At 45.4% G+C, this 21,014-nt stretch carries 12 protein-coding genes and 1 other annotated feature; of the genes, 7 read left to right on the forward strand and 5 right to left on the reverse strand.

Going from position 1 to position 21,014, the window contains the following annotated elements; translation table 11 throughout:
• Positions 1-8 precede the first annotated feature (8 nt).
• From gltB (VTH8203_RS02835) to gltB (VTH8203_RS02845), 3 genes are all read right to left on the reverse strand, one after another.
• Entirely contained in the window at positions 9-4,472 is a 4,464-nt protein-coding gene (gltB, locus tag VTH8203_RS02835) for a glutamate synthase large subunit (RefSeq protein WP_096992277.1), read from the reverse strand.
• A gap of 372 nt (positions 4,473-4,844) precedes the next feature.
• Positions 4,845-6,314: a glutamate synthase subunit beta gene (locus VTH8203_RS02840; protein WP_096992278.1), complete on the reverse strand. Its 1,470-nt coding sequence runs from the start codon at positions 6,312-6,314 to the stop codon at positions 4,845-4,847.
• Positions 6,314-10,861 (reverse strand): glutamate synthase large subunit, encoded by a 4,548-nt coding sequence (gene gltB / locus VTH8203_RS02845; RefSeq protein WP_096992279.1) that lies wholly within the window; start codon positions 10,859-10,861, stop codon positions 6,314-6,316. Before gltB (VTH8203_RS02845) ends, VTH8203_RS02840 begins: the two co-directional genes overlap by 1 nt.
• A 525-nt stretch (positions 10,862-11,386) precedes the next feature.
• Between gltB (VTH8203_RS02845) and mnmL the strand changes: the two genes are divergently transcribed.
• The 3 genes from mnmL to VTH8203_RS02860 all read left to right on the forward strand — a co-directional run bounded on the left by mnmL (position 11,387) and on the right by VTH8203_RS02860 (position 15,212).
• Positions 11,387-12,325 (forward strand): tRNA modification radical SAM protein MnmL/YtqA, encoded by a 939-nt coding sequence (gene mnmL, locus VTH8203_RS02850; RefSeq protein WP_096992280.1) that lies wholly within the window; start codon positions 11,387-11,389, stop codon positions 12,323-12,325.
• 68 nt (positions 12,326-12,393) lie between these two features.
• On the forward strand, positions 12,394-14,745 hold the full coding sequence (arcB, locus tag VTH8203_RS02855) for an aerobic respiration two-component sensor histidine kinase ArcB (RefSeq protein ID WP_096992281.1): 2,352 nt from the start codon (positions 12,394-12,396) through the stop codon (positions 14,743-14,745).
• Positions 14,742-15,212 (forward strand): hypothetical protein, encoded by a 471-nt coding sequence (locus VTH8203_RS02860; RefSeq protein ID WP_096992282.1) that lies wholly within the window; start codon positions 14,742-14,744, stop codon positions 15,210-15,212. The genes arcB and VTH8203_RS02860 overlap by 4 nt, the downstream gene beginning before the upstream one ends.
• 66 nt (positions 15,213-15,278) lie before the next feature.
• Here VTH8203_RS02860 and arcA read toward each other — a convergent pair whose 3' ends face one another.
• Positions 15,279-15,995 carry a two-component system response regulator ArcA gene (gene arcA / locus VTH8203_RS02865; RefSeq protein ID WP_096992283.1) on the reverse strand — a complete coding sequence of 239 codons (717 nt, stop codon included), beginning with the start codon at positions 15,993-15,995 and terminating at the stop codon, positions 15,279-15,281.
• A 327-nt stretch (positions 15,996-16,322) separates the two neighbouring features.
• On the opposite strand from arcA, the gene VTH8203_RS02870 reads away from it, so the two are divergent.
• The 3 genes from VTH8203_RS02870 to VTH8203_RS02880 all read left to right on the forward strand — a co-directional run bounded on the left by VTH8203_RS02870 (position 16,323) and on the right by VTH8203_RS02880 (position 17,650).
• Complete coding sequence (locus VTH8203_RS02870; RefSeq protein ID WP_096992284.1) at positions 16,323-16,712, forward strand: DUF3293 domain-containing protein; 390 nt, start codon at positions 16,323-16,325, stop codon at positions 16,710-16,712.
• 99 nt (positions 16,713-16,811) lie between these two features.
• The gene (locus VTH8203_RS02875) at positions 16,812-17,294 is read left to right on the forward strand and encodes a putative 4-hydroxy-4-methyl-2-oxoglutarate aldolase (protein ID WP_096992285.1); all 483 of its coding nucleotides are present in this window, start codon (positions 16,812-16,814) and stop codon (positions 17,292-17,294) included.
• Positions 17,295-17,377: 83 nt separating this feature from the next.
• Positions 17,378-17,650 carry an ATP-binding cassette domain-containing protein gene (locus VTH8203_RS02880; protein WP_096992286.1) on the forward strand — a complete coding sequence of 91 codons (273 nt, stop codon included), beginning with the start codon at positions 17,378-17,380 and terminating at the stop codon, positions 17,648-17,650.
• Between the two features lies 1 nt (position 17,651).
• On the opposite strand, the gene VTH8203_RS02885 is transcribed toward VTH8203_RS02880, so the two are convergent.
• A complete protein-coding gene (locus VTH8203_RS02885) occupies positions 17,652-18,131 on the reverse strand; it encodes a ribonuclease regulator (RefSeq protein ID WP_096992287.1) in 480 nt (159 codons plus the stop codon).
• A 277-nt stretch (positions 18,132-18,408) separates the two neighbouring features.
• Positions 18,409-18,524: a sequence feature (Thr leader region), on the forward strand.
• 29 nt (positions 18,525-18,553) lie between these two features.
• Here VTH8203_RS02885 and thrA point away from each other — a divergent pair.
• The gene (gene thrA / locus VTH8203_RS02890; RefSeq protein WP_096992288.1) at positions 18,554-21,013 is read left to right on the forward strand and encodes a bifunctional aspartate kinase/homoserine dehydrogenase I; all 2,460 of its coding nucleotides are present in this window, start codon (positions 18,554-18,556) and stop codon (positions 21,011-21,013) included.
• Position 21,014: the final 1 nt, after the last annotated feature.

Here is a 21,014-nt window from a genome sequence, read left to right on the forward strand (position 1 = left end):
CCTTCCAATTATTGTGCTTGAACGCGCAGCTCAGCGGCGCTTCGGCTTTGGTGACCAAGTAGCGTGCGTAAATCTGCCGCTTTTGGTTTCACTAGATAGAACTTCGGAATCCATTCATCAAAGTTCGCCAGAATATTCTCAGCATGCACCGAACCAGTTTCCTCGAGATGCTCGGCAATCAGTCCACGAAGATGTTCTTGGTGGATATAGAGATCGGATAATGCGATGGCTTCGACGGACTCGGTGTTGACTCGCCCTGCAAAGTCTTCATTAGTGTCCATCACATAGGCAAATCCGCCCGTCATACCCGCACCGAAGTTGACTCCTGTTGCGCCAAGAATCGCCACAATACCGCCAGTCATATACTCACAAGCGTTATCGCCTGCACCCTCGATAACGGCAATCGTGCCTGAGTTACGGACACCAAAACGCTCTCCGGCCGTACCAGCAGCGAACAGTTTACCGCCCGTGGCACCGTATAAGCAGGTATTACCGATAATAGTGGCTTCATTACAAGTGAACGTTGTACCTACATGCGGCTTCACAACCAGCTTGCCTCCAGCCATGCCTTTGCCGACATAGTCGTTGGCATCACCGGTTAGATAAATCTCAACGCCACCTGCGTTCCAGACTCCAAGAGACTGGCCTGCAGTACCATCGAGATAAAGCTTAATAGGACGGCTTGCCATGCCTTGATTGCCATAGCGTTTGGCCACTTCCCCTGAAAGTCTTGCCCCAACAGATCGGTCGGTATTGCGGATATCAAAGTAAAAACTGCCACCCGATTTGGCTTCGACCGTCGCCTGTGTTTCTTCGGTAATTTTCTGATTTAGCAGTGCTTTATCAAACGGCTGATTCGGCTCGGTCCAGTACAAAGGCAGTGATAATGGTGAAACCGGAGCCTCTAAGATATTCGACAGGTCAAGTTTGGCTTGTTTTGCTGTCATACCTTCAAGGCTTTCCAATAGCTCAGTGCGACCGATAAGGTCAGTGAGCTTCTCTACGCCTAACTGAGCGAGTAACTCTCTCACTTCATCAGCAAGACCTGTAAAGTAGTTGACCACCATTTCAGGTAAGCCCTTAAAGTACTCTTTTCGTAAGGTCTCATCCTGAGTGGCTACACCCGTGGCACAGTTATTCAAGTGACAAATACGTAAGAACTTACAGCCCATAGCCACCATTGGTGCAGTACCAAAGCCAAAACTTTCCGCACCTAAAATAGCAGCTTTGACCACATCAAGCCCGGTTTTAAGACCGCCATCAACTTGCAGACGAATCTTGTGTCTTAAGTTGTTGGCAACAAGAGCTTGTTGAGTTTCAGCCAGACCGAGTTCCCAAGGACAACCTGCGTATTTGACCGACGTTAGTGGACTCGCCGCCGTGCCGCCATCGTAGCCGGAAATAGTGATAAGGTCGGCGTAGGCTTTTGCAACTCCTGTTGCGATAGTGCCAACTCCCGGCTCAGACACCAGCTTCACCGACACGAGCGCATTTGGGTTGACTTGTTTAAGGTCGAAAATCAGCTGTGCTAAATCCTCAATAGAATAGATATCGTGGTGAGGAGGTGGGGAAATCAAGGTAACACCTTGTACTGAATGGCGCAGTTTGGCAATTTCCGCTGTCACTTTATGGCCAGGAAGCTGTCCGCCTTCACCGGGTTTAGCGCCTTGAGCCACTTTGATTTGCAACACATCGGCATTGGTCAAATAGTGCGGCGTGACACCAAAACGTCCAGAGGCAATTTGTTTAATGCGAGAGTTACGATTAGTGCCAAATCGACGCGGATCTTCACCACCTTCACCTGAATTAGAATATCCGCCAAGCTTATTCATCGCCATAGCCAGTGCTTCATGAGCTTCTGGACTTAAAGCACCAATGGACATTGCAGCAGAGTCGAAACGTTTATACAGCTCTGAATTCGGCTCGACTTTGTCTAGTGCCAGTGGTGAGTCTGACTTTTTCAGTGCCATCATATCGCGCAGCATAGACACAGGACGTTCATTTACTTGTTTGGCAAACGTCTGATAATCAGATGATTCACCACTTTTCACTGCTTTTTGCAGCGTACCAACAACATCAGGGTTGTAGGCGTGGTATTCGCCGTCATGAACATATTTTAGTAGTCCACCGTGCTCGACAGGCTTGCGTTTTGCCCATGCTTTTCTCGATAGGTTAAACAGGTCTTGTTGGAAATCTTCGAAGTTTGCACCTTGAATACGAGTAGTCACTCCCTTGAAGCAAAGATCGACGATGTCGGTGTGCAGACCAACGGCTTCGAACAGCTGAGAGCAGCGATAGGAGGCAACAGTGGAAATGCCCATTTTGGACATAATTTTATACAGACCTTTATTGATACCGTATTGATAGTTTTGCATCACGTCTCGGTAGCACTTATCAATAGCACAATCATCGATCAGTTTACCAAGTGCTTCATAGGCCAAATAAGGGTAGATAGCCGTAGCGCCGAAACCAAGCAATACAGCAAATTGGTGAGGGTCTCGGGCCGTTGCAGTTTCAACGATAATATTGGCGTCACAACGTAAGTTGGCTTCGATTAAACGAGTTTGCACCGCGCCGACGGCCATTGCTGCCGGAATAGGTAGTTTTCCTTTGACTAGAGCTCGATCTGAAAGAACCAATAAAACGGTTCCTTGCTTGATGACGCTCTCGGCACTATCGCAAAGGTCAAGCAGAGCTTGCTTGAGATCTTTCTCATTCGGATCGTAATTAATGTCCAAAATAGTATTGCGATAGTGTTTATCACTCAGCTCTAGCAGTTGCTGCATATCAGAGTAAAGTAGTACTGGAGAGTCGAACGTGACTCGATAGGCGTGACCATCGGTCTCACAAAATACATTCATCTCTTGACCAACACTGGTCGCCAATGACATCACATGCTTTTCGCGCAGTGGATCAATCGGTGGGTTGGTGACCTGAGCAAATTTCTGACGGAAATAGTCGGTGACTAAACGCTCTTTAGAAGAGAGGACTGCCATTGGGGTATCATCACCCATAGAGCCGACGGCCTCTTGGCCCATATCACCTAAAACGCGTAAGACCTGATCCGTCTCTTCGTTCGTCATAGCGAACTGCTTCTGATAGGTTTTTAACAGGGGTTCATCAAAACTGCGAGCGCCAACTTGATCGTCAGGAAGCGCACTAAATGGAGTCAGTTTGTGGACATTATTTTCCATCCACTCGCGGTAAGGATGACGGCTCTTTAGATCATTATCTATGTCTTGTGAGTGCCACAGTTCCCCTTGTTGAGTATCGACCACCAACAACTCACCTGGACCAACACGACCTTTCTTGGCGACTTCATCAGGGGCGTAGTCCCAGATACCGACCTCAGAGGCTAAAGTAATCAAATGGTCTTTGGTAATGACATATCGAGCTGGACGAAGGCCGTTTCTATCAAGGTTACACGCGGCATAACGACCATCGGATAGTACGATGCCTGCTGGTCCATCCCAAGGTTCCATATGTTTAGAGTTGAAGTCATAGAAGGCACGTAAATCGGGATCCATATCTGGATGATTTTGCCATGCTGGTGGCACAAGCATACGCATAGCGCGGAAGATATCCATGCCTCCAGAAAGGAATAGATCCAGCATGTTATCTAAGCTGGATGAATCTGAGCCAGTCTCGTTAACGAATGGCGCTGCGGATTGCAAATCAGGTAGCAGTGGTGACGCGAACTTATAGGCACGTGCTTTTGCCCATTGTCTGTTCCCCTCGATAGTATTGATCTCACCATTATGCGCTAAATATCGGAATGGCTGTGCCAATGGCCAGCGAGGTTGAGTATTGGTCGAGAAACGTTGGTGGAACAGGCAGATCGAGGATTCCATGCGAAGATCGGCAAGATCAAGGTAGAAGCGCGGCAGATCCGCAGGCATACATAGCCCTTTGTAGACGATCACTTGCGTCGACAGACTACAAATGTAGAAATCTTCATCATCAAGGATGCGCTTTTCAATGCGGCGTTTAGCGATGTACAAGCGTCGTTCAACATCTTGTTCACGCCAACCTGCGGGAGCAGAAATAAACACCTGAACGATACTCGGTACTGAGCTTAATGCGATTGGACCAAGTACTTCATTATTGGTAGGAACATCTCGCCAACCGGAAATGGTTAACGTTTCCTGTGACAGTTCTTGATTGATGATATCTTTCGCAGACTGCGCCTTGACTGGGTCTTTGGAAAGAAACAGCATGCCTACAGCGTATTGTTTACCTAGGTTCCAACCATTTTCTTCTGCGATAAGTTTAAAGTAAGAATCCGGTTTTTGAAGTAGTAGGCCACAACCGTCGCCTGTTTTTCCATCTGAGTTGATACCGCCACGGTGAGTCATGCGGTCTAATGCCGAGATTGCGGTGCGAACCAGTTTGTGGCTGGGCTGACCTTGCATATGTGCAATAAGACCAAATCCACAGTTGTCTTTAACAAGACTAGGATCGTAAAGAGCCATTGCCTTTCTCCCTTTGAGCTTGCTGTCATCCTGACAGTAAATTAATGCTTTTTAATGACTTTTTGTTGTTATTTAGGTCAAATTTTCAGAAATTAAATGCTTAACAAATTGTATCTATTTTATTTTCACCAACTTCACAACGTATAGCTTATGGCGATAAAGGTCAAGTTTTCAGAAATTTGTTGTGTATGTTTCAGAAATTCAAACGATTTCTCTAAGCAATTCACCGGCAAATTGCTTGGAAAGAGTGAGGTGGTTAACAGTTTGTACAGTAGAATGTCGACTGAGGACAAAAAAAGGCCAGCAAAACTGCTGGCCAAATTAGGAAGGAATACTGTTAGTTACTTATTAGTGTAACCAGACAGACAACCTTTAGGCTGAAAGCATTAATGAATCGGCTTTCGCTTCAAGGTTGGTGTTGCCCATTAGGTACTCATCGATGGCACGTGCACACTCACGTCCTTCGTTGATGCATCGTACAACCAGAGACTGACCAGTACGCATATCACCTGCGGCAAAAACACCTTGTTGGTTGGTTTGGAAACCTTGTGACGCGACGTTTCCTCGCTCATCCAGTTTGATATCAAGTTGTGCTAAAACGCCCGTTGGCTCAGGGTGTAAGAACCCCATTGCTAAGAAGGCCATATCACATGGAATCACGCGCTCAGAGTTTGCCACTTCCTCAAAACTAGGGCGTTCACCCGGCGCTGCGTCTTTCCAGACGATGTCAGCAATACGAAGGCCTGTTACCTGACCTTCATCGTTACCGATAAATTCTTTGGTCAGGATATTCCAATGACGATCACAACCTTCTTCATGAGAAGTGGTGGTTTTCATGATCATTGGATATTGCGGCCAAGGCATGTTCGCTGGACGTTTTTCTGGTGGAATCGGCATGATTTCGACCTGAGTAACACTGGCTGCTTTATGACGGTTTGATGTGCCCACGCAGTCAGAGCCTGTATCACCACCACCAATAACTACAACGTGCTTATCTTTAGCATGGATCTCTTCGCCTTTTAGATCCATATCGTTTGCACGGCGGTTGTTCTGAGCAAGGAACTCCATAGCGAAATGCACGCCTTGTAGCTCACGCCCTGGAACAGGTAAATCACGAGGAACGGTAGAGCCACCCGTTAGCAACACCACATCAAACTCTTGACGCAGCTGCTGCGCATTAACATCTACGCCCACATGTTGATTTACTTTAAATTCAACGCCTGCTTCCGCCATCAGATTGATCTTACGGTCAATGATGTCCATACCCAATTTGAAATCTGGAATGCCAAAGCGAAGTAGACCCCCCACTTTTTCATCGCGTTCAAAGACGGTAACAGAGTGGCCGGCACTATTGAGCTGCTCTGCCGCAGAGAGGCCAGCAGGGCCAGAGCCGATGATAGCGACCGTTTTTCCCGTACGAGAACGCGGTGTTTTCGGTTTGGCATACCCTTCACGGTATGCCGTTTCTACGATAGTTTTCTCAATGTTACAGATAGTAATTGGGTCTTGATTGATACCAAGTACACAAGCACTCTCACATGGAGATGGGCAGACACGTCCAGTAAATTCTGGAAAGTTATTGGTAGAGCTTAGAATGTTCCAAGCTTCTTCCCAACTATCACGATATACCGCGTCGTTGAACTCAGGGATGATGTTGCCAATAGGGCAACCGCTGTGACAGAAAGGTACGCCACAATCCATACAACGAGAAGCTTGCGTGTTGATCTTGTTCCCAAACTCTTCGTTAAGTACGAACTCTTTATTGTTTTCAATACGAACGGCTGGATCGAGCTTCTTTGGAAGCTCGCGACCATGTTCTAAAAATCCAGTAGGCTTACCCATTATACTGCCTCCACTTCTTCCGTTTGAGCTTGCTCAGCTTCTGCTTTGCGTTTTTGAAGCACTGCTTTGTAGTCACGCGGCATCACTTTTGCCAATGAGGCAAGGCTTGCTTCAAAATTGTCTAAAAACGACTGAGCAACTTCACTTCCTGTGAACTCCACATGCTTCGTCAGCATATCTTTCAGTAGTTCGCGATCTTCTTGTTCGATTGGATCGAGATCGACCAATTCTGGATTTAATTTGGTTTCAAAGTCACCAGCAGTATCCCAAACATACGCGACACCACCGCTCATACCAGCGGCAAAGTTACGGCCTGTTGAACCCAGGATAATGGTGACACCACCTGTCATGTATTCACAGCCGTGGTCACCAACCCCTTCAACAACCACTTTAGCGCCGGAGTTACGTACACAGAAACGTTCACCAGCCATACCTCGAATGAAGGATTCACCGGACGTAGCGCCGTAGAAACATACGTTACCTACGACAATGTTATCTTCAGCAATGATGGTAGACCTTGCATCAGGGTAGAGTACCAAAGTACCGCCTGATAGACCTTTACCCCAGTAATCGTTCGCATCGCCTTCCACTTCAAACTTCACGCCTTTCGCTAGGAATGCTCCGAATGATTGACCTGCGCTGCCAGTGAATTTCACATTCATTGGCTTTGGTAGACCTTGGTCTTTATAGACTTTAGAAATCTCATTCGACAGCATGGTACCCGCAGAACGGTCAGTGTTGATGATAGGGAATTCCGCATTCACGGCTTCGCCTTTTTCAAGCGCAGGAATAGCGGCTTGAATCAACTTACGATCCAGAACGTCTTCAAGGTTGTGGTTTTGGGTGGTCTGGTTATATACGCCATCTTCTTCACGAGCCTGTTCAATGTGCAGAACAGGAGAAAGATCTAGATTCTTATATTTCCAGTGACCAATATCTTCACGAACTTTGAGTTTGTGAGATTGACCTACCATCTCATCGATAGTGCGGAAGCCAAGCTCTGCCATCATTTCACGCAAACCTTCGGCCATGTATTGGAAGAAGGTAACGACATCTTCTACTCGGCCATCGAAGCGCTCACGTAGTGTTTTGTTTTGCGTTGCGATACCGACAGGGCAGGTGTTCTTATGACACTTACGCATCATGATACAACCTTCGACCACAAGCGCAGCCGTTGCGACACCCCACTCTTCAGCACCAAGTAGAGTGGCGACTGCTAGGTCACGTGGCGTTTTCATCTGACCATCGGATTGAACCACGATACGGTTACGTAGACCGTTCTTTAGAAGCGTTTGGTGTGTTTCTGCCAAACCAAGCTCCCAAGGAAGACCTGTGTGGCGAATGGAAGACATTGGTGATGCACCAGTACCACCATCGAAGCCGGCGATTAGTACAACGTCAGCTTTCGCTTTTGCTACACCTGAGGCGATAGTACCTACACCCGCTTCTGACACTAGCTTCACGTTAACGCGACCAGCGCGGTTCGCGTTTTTCAAGTCGTAGATCAGCTGTGCCAAATCTTCGATTGAGTAGATATCGTGGTGTGGTGGCGGTGAAATCAGGCCAACGCCTGGCGTCGAGTGACGAGTTGCACCGATCCAATCATCCACTTTATCACCAGGAAGCTGACCACCTTCACCTGGTTTCGCACCTTGAGCCATTTTGATTTGCAGCTCATCAGCGTTAGTTAAGTAGTAAGACGTGACACCGAAACGACCTGATGCAACCTGCTTAATTGCTGAGCGTTCCCAGTCACCGTTTTCTTTACGCTCGAAACGAGTTGGGTCTTCACCGCCTTCGCCGGAGTTAGACTTAGCACCGATACGGTTCATGGCTACAGCAAGTGTTGAGTGAGCCTCGTAAGAGATAGAACCGAATGACATCGCACCTGTAGCAAAGCGCTTCAGAATCTTTTCGATTGGTTCTACCTCTTCCAGCGGGATTGAGCCTGCTGGGTTTTTAACGAAGTCTAATTGGCTACGCAGAGTCGCAGCGTTATCGCCTTGGTCATCGACGGCTTTCGCATACTTCTTAAACTGAGCGTAATCTTTGTTGCGAGTCGACTCTTGCAGTAGGGAAATAGTTTCTGGGTTAAACAGGTGTTTTTCACCATGTTGTTTCCATTGATATACGCCACCCACATCAAGAACCTGAACTGGAATTTCACGTGTTGGGAACCCAATGCGGTGACGAACTAAGACTTCTTTGGCGATATCATCGATGGTGAGACCTTGAATACGTGAAACCGTACCCGTGAAATATTTCTCAACCACAGATTTACTGATACCTAGCGCTTCGAAAATCTGTGCGCCGTGGTAAGACTGAAGTGTCGAGATACCCATCTTCGAGAAAATCTTCAGAAGACCGCCGTTGATAGACTTGCGGTAGTTCTCGAACAGCTCAGAGATGCTAGTTTCTGGATCCAGTTTTTTAGTGCGCTGTAGCTCTACCATCGTTTCGATAATGAGGTATGGGTTAACTGCGTTTGCACCATAGCCCACTAGCGTTGCAAAGTGGTGTGTTTCACGTGCATCGCCAGTTTCTACAACGATGTCACACTTAGCGCGTAAACCTTTACGGATGAGGTGGTGGTGAACCGCGCCTACCGCCAACATTGCTGGGATTGCTGCGTGGTTAGAGTTGATCGCACGGTCAGTTAACAGGATGATTGAATAACCATCGATAACCGCGTCTTCAGCGTATTGGCAAATACGCTTTAGGGCGCGTTCTAGCTTGCCTTCGTCTTCACTCGCTTGGAAAACGATATCCAGAGTTTTTGCTTGCAGGTGCTCATTATCGATAGCGCGCAGCTTTTCAAGTTCTGAGTTCGATAAAACAGGAGACTCGAGTTCTACTTTTTGGCAGTGCTCCGGAGATTCAGACAGTAGGTTCTGATCCTTACCTAGGTAAGTGTTCAGAGACATGACCATACGCTCACGAATCGGGTCGATTGGCGGGTTAGTCACCTGAGCAAATAGCTGTTTAAAGTAGTTGGATAGATGTTGTGACTGGTGAGACAGGATTGCCAATGGCCAGTCGGCACCCATTGCAGAGAGTGGCTCTTTGCCATCTTTTGCCATAGGGACAATGATTTCGTTCACTTCTTCTGAACTGACGCCAAACGCTTGTTGCTTGTGCAGTAGCTTTTCAGGTGAAGGTTGGCTGAATTCGTTGCTCGCATCTGGAAGCTTTTTAAGGCTTAGCAGGTTCTCTTCCACCCATTTCTGGTATGGCTGAGCACTGGCAATACCGTCTTTCACTTCCTCATCAGAGATGATGCGACCTTGTTCTAGGTCGGCAACAAAGATACGACCCGGTTGTAGGCGACCGCGAAACTCAACGTTTTCCGGTTTAATATCTACCACACCAGATTCTGATGCCATAACTAAGAAGTTATCCTTAGTAACGGTATAGCGTGAAGGACGTAGGCCATTGCGGTCAAGAGTTGCCCCTACCTGAACCCCGTCGGTAAAGCACACAGATGCTGGACCATCCCACGGTTCCATGACGTTGGCGTGATACTGGTAAAACGCACGACGTGTTGGGTCCATGTTTTTGTTTTCTTGCCATGCTTCAGGGATCATCATCATCAACGCATGAGGCAGGCTACGACCAGAAAGAACTAGGAGCTCAAGTGCCATATCGAAGTTTGATGAATCCGAGCTACCTTCTTGACAGATAGGGAGCAGCATGTCGATTTCTGCTTGTGTGAACAAGTCAGACTCGATGATCGCTTCACGAGCCTTCATCCAGTTCAAGTTACCACGAACTGTGTTGATTTCACCGTTGTGGGCAATGTAACGGAAAGGCTGCGCTAGGCGCCATTTCGGGAAAGTATTGGTAGAGAATCGAGAGTGAACCAGAGCAAGTGCTGTCACCATCGTTGGGTTTTGTAAATCGAGGAAGTATTGTGGAACTTGTTCGGTGGTGAGCTGACCTTTATAGACAAGCGTCTTATAGGACATTGAGTTGATGTAGAAGTCATCTCCAATGTTAGAAACGCTTTCTAGGCAAACTCGGACCGTGTAGTTACGTAGTACATAGAGTTTACGTTCCAGCTCTTCAGGCGTACAACCTGGACCACCAGAAACAAAGACATGCTCAAATTGGGGTTCTGTGCTAAGTGGGTCGGCACCGATCATTGAGTTGTCTGTTGGTAATACACGATAGCCAATGACTTCTAATTCTAGTCGCTTCGCATTGCGCTCTAGAATGTCACGGCATTGTGCACGTTTGTGCTCATCTTTAGGGAAAAGAACTACACCGACACCGTACTTTTCAAAAGAAGGAAGCTTAATTCCAAGCTTAACCGCTTCTTCTAAAAGAAATTCATGGGGTTTTTGAAGTAGGATACCTGCGCCATCGCCACTGCATGGATCGCAACCTTGGCCACCTCGGTGTTCCATACGTGCTAGCATATCCAGGGCTTGGGTCACTACTTCGTGTGATTTACGGTTTTTTAGGTGAGCAACAAAACCGATACCACAAGCGTCATGCTCCAATTCTGGAGTATACAGACCTTGTGTATTCTGCTCTCTATCTACCATAGATACTTCCTTCCAGTTTAATCCAGGCACAACTTGAGTGTGTGTTTGTGCCTTGTCCTTTGTAATTTTGATTCTTGACTGCCAGAGGGGGCAGCTTTCGAGTCCATTCTGCATCTCGCAGGAAAAGTATTGCGAGAAAAACATTCCGTGGTGATATTCAATGTCATCTTTCCACAATCCAGTGGAATATGTTGGTGGGAGTAGAATATCAACCTTCAATCTACTAATTTGTACTGTAATAAAAACGGCAAAAATAGCAGAATTGTGTAAGTATCCTACAATTTTGCGCTAGGTAATTCCAACGAAAGTTACGTCTGTCCCGCATTTTTTTATCTCTTTTTGAATATAAATAATAACATTTGTGCAGCATGTGCCGTTTTTCGTTGTTTTTATGAATATTTATTGATTTCGGTTAAAGGTGTTTGTCTCTCCAGTTGCTACGATGCATGGTTTTATTTTGCAGGGATGTAATTTAGTTTCATGAGTTAGAGTGAGATTCATTCTTATTAATAGGTTTTTTCGAGCATGCAATTACATGAGCTAGTGAATACCATCGGCCAAGACCTTCAGCGCCGATATGGTGAAAAAGTTCACAAACTTACCCTGCACGGTGGTTTTAGCTGTCCAAACAGGGATGGCACAATAGGTCGTGGGGGCTGCACATTTTGTAATGTCGCTTCTTTTGCAAGTGAAGAGACGCAGATCCAATCGATTCATGAGCAGCTCAGCGATCGCGCTGGTGAAGTGAAGCGTGCTAAAAAATATCTCGCCTACTTTCAGGCTTACACCAGTACTTATGCGGAAGTACAGGTGCTCAAAAATATGTACGAAGAAGCGCTGAAATATGCCGATATTGTTGGCTTATGCGTTGGAACGCGTCCAGACTGTGTTCCTGACTCAGTGCTGGACCTCTTAGCGGGATATGTTAAGCAAGGCTATGAAATCTGGTTAGAGCTAGGCTTACAAACCGCTCATGATCATACTCTTAAGCGTATCAATCGTGGTCATGACTTTGCTGTTTATGATGAGATCACTCGACGTGCTCGAGCGCTGGGTATCAAGGTCTGTACTCATATAATTGTTGGTCTACCAAATGAATCTAAGCAAGATAACCTTATTACTTTAGACAAAGTACTATCGACAGGTACCGATGGTATAAAACTGCATGGTTTACACATTGTTGAAGGCAGCACCATGGGTAAGGCATGGCGAGCTGGGAGATTAGAAGCGCCAACGCTAGAGTTTTATTTGGATGTGGCCAGTGAGATGATTCGACGCACACCAGCAACCATTATTTTTCACCGCGTATCGTCATCAGCTCGAAGACCAACCTTGTTATCCCCACTTTGGTGTGAGAATCGCTGGTTGGCGATGACAGAGCTAGGGCGTGTGTTAACCAAAGAGGGTTCACAGGGCTCATTGACCCCGAATCCGTTTATTTATCACAAACCTGTTCTCAAATAATTCTACTACCGTGTGAAGCTTCTGGCTTAATGATAGACTTAGGCCAGTTGTAACGCACGGAGTGCTGAATGAAACCTATCAAAAACCTCGCTCAATATTATGTCGACTTGTTAGTGAAGCTCGGCATTGTTCGTTTTTCTATTCTTCTTGCATTGGCTTTAGTGGCGTTAGCCGTTGTGGTTCAGGTGGGTATCACCCTTGTTTTGAATGGACGCGTAGACGATATCGATATTGTCCGTTCGGTCTTCTTCGGTCTGCTTATTACGCCATGGGCGGTGTATTTTCTCTCTGTTGTCGTCGACCAATTAGAAGAATCACGCCAGCGTTTATCCAAAATGGTTTCCAAGCTAAAAGACATGCGTTCGCGTGACCAAGATTTGAACCACAAGCTGCAACAAAATATTCGTAAACTCAATCAAGAAATGGAAGAGCGTCAAAAAGCGGAAGAAGCGCGAGAAGAGGCAATGAAAGATCTTGAGAACGAGGTGTTTCAACGTGAACGTACCCAACTAGAGCTGGCTGAGCGAACCGCTTTATTACGCTCCTTTATCGATGCTTCACCAGACTTGATCTATTACCGCAATGCCGAAGGGGTGTTCTCTGGTTGCAACCGAGCAATGGAAGAGCTAACGGGTCGAAAAGAAAAAGAACTTGTGGGTCTAACTCCATGGGATGTGTACTCCGAAGAGATCGCTAAGCAAGTGGTGGAAACGGACCACAAAGTGATGGGGGACAACCAAGCGCTAACTTATGAGCAGTGGCTAGAGTATCCCGATGGCAAGAAGTGTTTCTATGAACTGCGTAAAGTGCCGTTCTACAGTAAAGATGGCAAACACCTTGGTCTAGTAGGTTTTGGTCGTGATATCACTGAGCGTAAACGTCATCAAGAATCTTTAGAGAAAGCCAGTCGAGACAAAACAACGTTTATCTCGACCATTAGTCATGAATTGCGCACGCCGTTAAATGGCATCGTCGGTTTAAGCCGAATGTTACTAGATAGCCAACTTGATAATGAGCAGCGTAAGCATATGCAAACCATCAATGTGAGCGCTATTACTCTTGGGCATATTTTTAATGACATTATTGATATGGACAAGTTTGATCGCCGCAAACTAGAGCTGTTTCCAGAACCACTGAATTTTGAAGATTTTGTCACTGAACTTGAAAGCATTTCTGCCCTTATGGCAGAACAAAAAGGATTGCGATTTGACCTTGAGCGCTTAACCGACCTTCCTGAAGGAGTGGTTGTGGATGCCACGCGTTTACGTCAGGTTATTTGGAATCTGGTGAGTAACGCTATGAAGTTCACCAAGCAAGGTGGCGTAGTGATGACCATCAGTGCGGATATTGAGGACAACTATGCTCATATCATCATTGAGATTGAAGATACCGGCATTGGTATTCCTCAACAAGAGCTCGATAAGATCTTTGCAATGTACTATCAAGTGAAGTCTGGTAAAGACAATTTGCATGCAGTGGGCACAGGTATAGGGCTAGCAGTGTCTAAGCAATTGATCAAAATGATGGGTGGTGACATTACTGTCGATAGTGAAGAGGGATTTGGTAGTACTTTTACTGTTTCTATCAATGTGCCTTGTGCCAATACTCAACAGTTAGCACCGGTCGAAATGAAGCAACAAGGCAGTCTGAATATTTTCTTATTAGAAGATATTGAGCTCAATATTACCGTTGCCCGTTCGCTGCTGGAAAGCTTAGGGCATTCCGTGAGCGTGGCGATGACCGGTGAGGAAGCTATCGAGAAGTTCAAACCGGAGGACTACGATCTTGCGTTGTTGGATATCCAATTACCCGATATGACTGGCTTTGATGTTGCTCAATACTTCAGAGAGCATTATGAGCAGTTACCTCCGTTAGTTGCCCTAACGGCCAACGTTCTAAAAGATAAACAAGAATATCTGAAGCAAGGGATGGATGACGCGATTAGTAAACCACTGAGCGTTAAAGCGCTAACTGAAGTGATCAATATGTTTGCAGTAGATGAAGTGTTGGTAGACGAGCAAGAGGGCGTGGAGATGGAAACAACGGATATGAACAATGAACTATTTAACCGCTTGTTAGACTTCGATATGTTGGATTCTTACGTTGATATTGTAGGAACAAAACCAGTGTACGATAGCATCGCTATGTTCGAAAAAATGATGCCAGACTACATCGAGATTTTAGATTCTAATATGACAGCGAAAGATCAGTCGGGTATCGCCTCAGAGGCTCATAAAATTAAAGGTGCGGCCGGTTCTATTGGATTAAAACGAATTCAATCGGTTGCTCAAAAAGCTCAGTCGCCAGATATGCCAGCATGGTGGGAAAATATTGAAGATTGGGTTGAAGAGATTAAAAACGAATATCACAACGATATTCAAGTACTTAAAATGTGGTTGGAAAGTAGGGAATCAAAATGAAGAAAATACTCACAGCACTCGCACTATCAGTTGCTCTAGCTGGTTGTGCGACGTCTCCAGCGACAGACTCAAAAGTATGGATGGCTGGAAATACCGCTAATGTAGAACAGCAGTCAGTACGTTTAGAGTCAAACCTTTGGATTGATATGATGCCGAAGGTTGGTGAGACGACAGCACTACTTAAAGAACAAATGCTTCATGGCGCTCTCAATCTCGTGACCGATACACAGTTGCCTGCGGATATGGATGTGACGATGGTCGTATTGAAACAAGGGAGCGTTTCTTGGGTGTTTGAAGGCGATGATTTTGAGTTGAGAAATCACTCAGAAAACCAATGGGAAGTGGCATTTAACTGGCAGCTCGAAGTGAATATAACCAAACCAGTGGATGTGGCGGTTCAGCTGGTTGGTGGCAAAAATCAGACCTGGGTGGTCAACAAACAAGTCAATGTGGATACGGTATATTGATTTGAATGGCTCTATGTTAAAAAGGGACGCATGATGCGTCCCTTTTATCTATTCGCTAGAAAGAGATTACTCTTCTAGATCACCACAGAAGCGGTAGCCTTCACCGTGAATCGTCGCGATGATTTCTGGTGTACCAGAAACAGACTCGAAGTGTTTACGGATACGACGAATTGTTACGTCAACAGTACGATCGTGTGGCTTAAGCTCACGACCAGTCATCTTCTTAAGAAGATCGGCGCGAGTTTGAATCTTACCGGGGTTCTCACAGAAGTGCAGCAGTGCACGGAACTCTGAACGAGGTAGTTTGTAACCATCGCCACTTGGGCTAATCAGTGAACGGCTGTTGATATCTAGAACCCAACCATTGAATTCGTATTTCTCAACACTGCGCTTTTCTTCAGTTGCAGCATTTGAGCTCATAGAACGAGTCAATAGGTTACGTGCACGAATAGTCAGTTCACGTGGGTTGAATGGCTTCGTGATGTAATCATCAGCACCAATCTCTAGACCAAGAATTTTATCAACTTCATTGTCACGACCAGTTAGGAACATTAGTGCTACATTTGCTTGCTCACGAAGCTCGCGAGCTAACAATAGACCGTTCTTACCTGGAAGATTAATGTCCATGATAACGAGGTTTACAGAGTTCTCTGACATGACTTGGTGCATTTCTTGACCGTCACTGGCCTCGAATACAGCATATCCTTCTGCTTCAAAAATGCTTTTAAGGGTGTTACGGGTTACTTGCTCATCTTCAACAATAAGAATCTGCGGGCTTTGCATCGGCGGTACCTAATTTAAACTTGTGATAATTCTGTCGCTAGTAGAATAAATTCTAGGCAAAAAGTTAACATATAGGTAATGTTTCTTGGATGTTTACTCAAAATCGTAGAAACAGTTACAGGTTAAGTCGCCTTCCGTGATGTTGCTAAAAACGAGAAATCCCTTAAATCTCTTATTATTCTGCTATGTCATTGAGGCGAATTCTATAATGTTAACAGCATGCTAACAATGGTCAAATGTTAATTCCATGCACTTTGTTGATTTAAATCAATAGCGCTTTTGTAACAAATATTAATAGTGTTGGGCAAATACAATAATTTCGATAATATGAGTATTAATGCATACTTATGGAGTGCCTATTCAAAAATTCTTATAGAGTTTGATGCTGAATGGGACTGTGATAATTACGTTATCATAACCGCTTGGAACCCAAGAGGTTTTAAGCTGTCTAACGAGCTAAATTGCATAAAAAACTTGGATTTAGAGCAAAAGATCAAAAAATACAACTACCAAAATGTGAAGGTTGGTGACGCAAGTTTTCACAGGGTTGAAGACAGTTTTGCAGTAGAAATGTCCGTAAATCTTGGGTGTGAGTTGGTGCAAAAATACCAGCAAAATGCCATTTATTGGGTGAAAAATGGTGTACTGTTTTTGGTTTCCTGCGGTGACAATCAAACACAAAAAAAGTTAGGTCGATTAGGCAATTTCTTATGTTAACGGGAAGAAATTGCCGGGTCGACAACAAAGGATTTTAATTTATTGCTCCCTAAAGACATGCGTTTTACATGGCTATTGAGCAAAGATCACGGAGGAAAAATGAGAGATATCACACCTGATATTTGTGACCAACATGAAGACAAAGTCATGTTGTTGGGTTTGCCACTACAAAATTTTGGGCAACGAGCGGCATTTTGGGGAGAAATGGTAACAGTACGCTGTTATCACGATAACTCTATGGTTCGAGAAGTGTTAGCACAAAATGGCAAAGGCAAAGTGCTCTTTGTCGACGGCAATGGTTCTTGTGCTAAGGCACTGCTTGGCGACCAATTAGCGATGTTGGCGATAGAAAATGACTGGGAAGGCGTAGTTGTAAATGGCGCTGTTCGAGATATAGCGGCTATGGCTGAGATGGATTTGGGAGTGAAGGCGTTAGCGGCTTGTCCTTTCAAAACCGAAAAGCGCGGTGCGGGTGAAATTAACGTTACCTTAACAATGAATAATCAAATCGTCCAACCTGGACATTACATCTATTGTGATTGGAATGGGGTTTTGATAGCCAAGGAAGCATTGGATTTTTAAACGGCGATATCGTTGTTAGAACGCATAAATGATGACACTCAGATATCAAAAGCGGCGATCTAAAAGCCAGTGATGATGCTCCTATGGAGTTATACCGTAATACAGCCAACCTCTTCGTAGCTGGGTTTATTGGCTCTCCAAAGATGAACTTTATTCCTTGTGAGGTAGTTGAATGGCTCGGAAATGAAAGCCTTCTTTACACGGAATTAGACCAATTGGATGAGTGCCTCGTGGTACGTCTGGATAGCTTGAACGCAAGCAAAACCAAAGAAGTTCATTTATGGTTCGAAGGAAAAGATTGCTACGTGTTTGATGAAAAAGGGATAAATTGTAGCCCTCGTCGAGAGCTAGAATAAGTTAAAACCGGAAGCCTAGACCTACTTCTACGCCTTGTTGTACCTTCTCAAAATCGAAGGTGGCGTGAACGTCTAGGTTTTCGGTTAATCTCATTCTACTTGATATTTCAGCCGCCATCGCGCCCTGCTTTTCATTATTCTCTTCATACTGATAGCCGCGAAGTGTGCTTTTTACCGAGATACGGTCAGAAACATTATAACTTACGCCACTGAGAAAGCCTTGGTCGACAGAGTTGTGAGAGTTGTTAAGTCTCGCGCCGATGTAGACATCTAACGAGTCAAAAATCGAGTAGGAATAACCACTATCGATATTCCAAGTGTCGAACGAGTCACTACTACCGAGCTTACTGCCAGAAGAGAGAAAGAAGCCGTGGGGCGACGCATTATGTTGTGAGGGGAGAGTAGGTAAATCTACAGCAAGGGATGTTGTAGATAACAATAACAATAACAAGAGTAAGACGTACAAAGACACTGCTCGCATGACACCACTCCTTGGTTATTGTTTTTATAGTTTATTGACCTCTAATTAAAGCACATAAAATAAGCAATTAATTGCATTTTTATATAGCAATTGGTTATTTATTTAGATCGTAACTGAATAAGTTATCCTCGATTATCAATTTCTATGCATATGTGAAAAAAACGTCGTTCAAGCAACAAAAGTGCAATTTTTGATTGACTAGGCAACAACAAATGAGTTAAACGTATGGGTAAGCACATAAGAGATTTTAAAGAAAACCCTATGTTTAGTTGCCAGCACGTAGTAATGACCACTACGATTATTATTACCGACATTACCAATGTTGGGGCGGGCTGGTAGACGGAAGAAATTCAAAAACAAGGCCTGTATCCCCAAGATACGGGCCTTTTTTTTATCTGTTTTGAGTATTTCGGGAGGAAAGGATGCGAGTACTAAAATTTGGAGGTTCATCATTAGCTGATGCAGACCGCTTTTTAAGAGCAGCGGATATCATCGCTAATAATGCCCAGCAAGAAGATTTGGCCGTGGTGTTATCGGCACCTGGTAAAGCGACAAACAAACTTGTCGCCGTGATTGAAACCGCACTAAAAAACAATGAAGTTGAGTTGCAGATTTCAGAGCTTGAAACCTCATTCAATCAACTATTTTCAGATATCGCTGTTTTACTCCCGAACATTGAGCGCACGGATTTTGACAATCAAGTTAAAACCTCGCTATTCCAATTGCATCAATTTGTCCATGGTATCCGTTTACTTGGCACATGCCCCGACCACGTGAATGCTCGCATCATATCTAAAGGTGAGCGAATCTCGATTCAACTTATGAAAGCGGTACTGCAAGCCAAAGGTCAAGCCGCGGAGCTTATTGATCCGGTGAAGTACCTGTTTGCTCAAGGTGATCATTTAGAAGCTATTGTCGATGTGGAAGTCTCCACACAAAACTTCCAAGCTAACCCGCTGGCAGAAGGGGTTGTCCATATCATGCCGGGCTTTACAGCGGGTAATGCAAAGGGCGAACTTGTCACTCTGGGCCGTAACGGTTCTGACTACTCAGCGGCGGTACTAGCGGCGTGTTTACGTGCCGATTGTTGTGAAATCTGGACAGACGTTGATGGCGTTTATAACTGCGACCCCCGTTTGGTTGATGATGCTCGCCTCCTCAAGTCACTGAGCTATCAAGAAGCAATGGAGCTTTCTTATTTCGGTGCTTCGGTTCTTCACCCTAAAACCATCGCTCCTATCGCTCAATTCCATATTCCATGCCTCATCAAAAACTCGTTTAACCCACAAGGGGCTGGTACCTTGATCGGTCAAGATACTGGTGAAGACAATTTACCAATCAAAGGTATCACGACACTGTCTAACCTTATCATGGTGAACGTATCTGGACCTGGTATGAAAGGCATGGTGGGTATGGCGAGTCGCGTTTTTGGCGCTATGTCATCAGCGGGTGTGTCTATCGTTCTTATTACTCAGTCATCTTCAGAATACAGCATCAGTTTCTGTATTGAAGAAGAAGACAAGCTTGATGCAGAGCGAGCATTGCGCGAAGCCTTTGAACTGGAACTTAAAAACGGTTTACTAGAGCCTGTTGAGTTTATGGATGATGTCGCGATCGTGACACTAGTGGGCGATGGCATGCGCACATCTCGCGGTGTCGCTTCTCAGTTCTTCTCATCACTGGCAGAAGTTAACGTCAATATTGTCGCAATCGCACAGGGCTCCTCCGAGCGCGCTATCTCAGCGGTAATCCCAGAAGACAAAATTTCTGAGGCCATCAAAGCGTGTCATGAAAATCTTTTCAATTCCAAGCATTTCCTAGATGTGTTTGTCGTCGGTGTTGGCGGTGTTGGTGGTGAACTGGTGGATCAGATTCAGCGCCAACAAGGCAAACTGGCAGAAAAAGGCATCATTATCCGTGTCTGTGGTTTAGCAAACAGCAAAGGCGTCTTGCTCGATGGTAAAGGGCTTCCACTGAGCCAATGGCGTGATCGCATGGGCGATGTAAGTGAGAAGTTCTCGGTGGCTGGTTTAGCCGCATTGGTTCAGCGTAATCACATCATTAACCCAGTGTTAGTCGATTGTACTTCTAGCGAAGACATTGCCAATCAATATACCGAGTTTTTGGCTGCTGGTTTCCATGTCGTTACACCAAACAAAAAGGCAAACACGGCGAGCATGTCTTACTATCACCAACTGCGCGATGTTGCTCGTAACTCTCGTCGTAAGTTAATGTATGAGACAACGGTAGGGGCAGGTCTGCCAGTTATTGAGAACCTACAGAACCTGATCGCAGCGGGTGATGAGCTAGAGAAATTTAACGGTATTCTCTCGGGGTCGTTATCTTTCATTTTCGGTAAGCTAGACGAAGGGTTAACGCTGAGCCAAGCAACTAACGTTGCGAAAGACAAAGGTTTCACTGAGCCCGATCCACGTGATGACCTATCTGGTATGGATGTAGCGCGTAAACTGCTTATCTTAGCTCGCGAAGCGGGGATGGCACTTGAACTTGAAGATGTCGAAGTTGACCAAGCGTTGCCACCAGGTTTCGATGATTCAGGTTCAGTGGATGAGTTCATGGCTCGTTTGCCTGAAGCGGATGCTTATTTTAGCCAACTGTCAGCGGATGCTGCCAAAGAAGGCAAAGTACTGCGCTACGTGGGTGAAATCGCCGATGGTAAGTGTCGCGTACACATCGCTGCTGTGGATGAAAATGATCCAATGTTCAAGATTAAAGATGGTGAGAACGCACTGGCATTTTACAGTCGCTATTATCAACCAATTCCACTGGTATTGCGTGGTTACGGCGCGGGTACCGAGGTGACCGCTGCAGGCGTGTTCTCTGATGTGATGCGTACATTAGGCTGGAAACTAGGAGTGTAAG

Origin of the sequence: Vibrio thalassae, assembly GCF_900089835.1 — a bacterium.
Taxonomy (GTDB): Bacteria; Pseudomonadota; Gammaproteobacteria; order Enterobacterales; family Vibrionaceae; genus Vibrio; species Vibrio thalassae.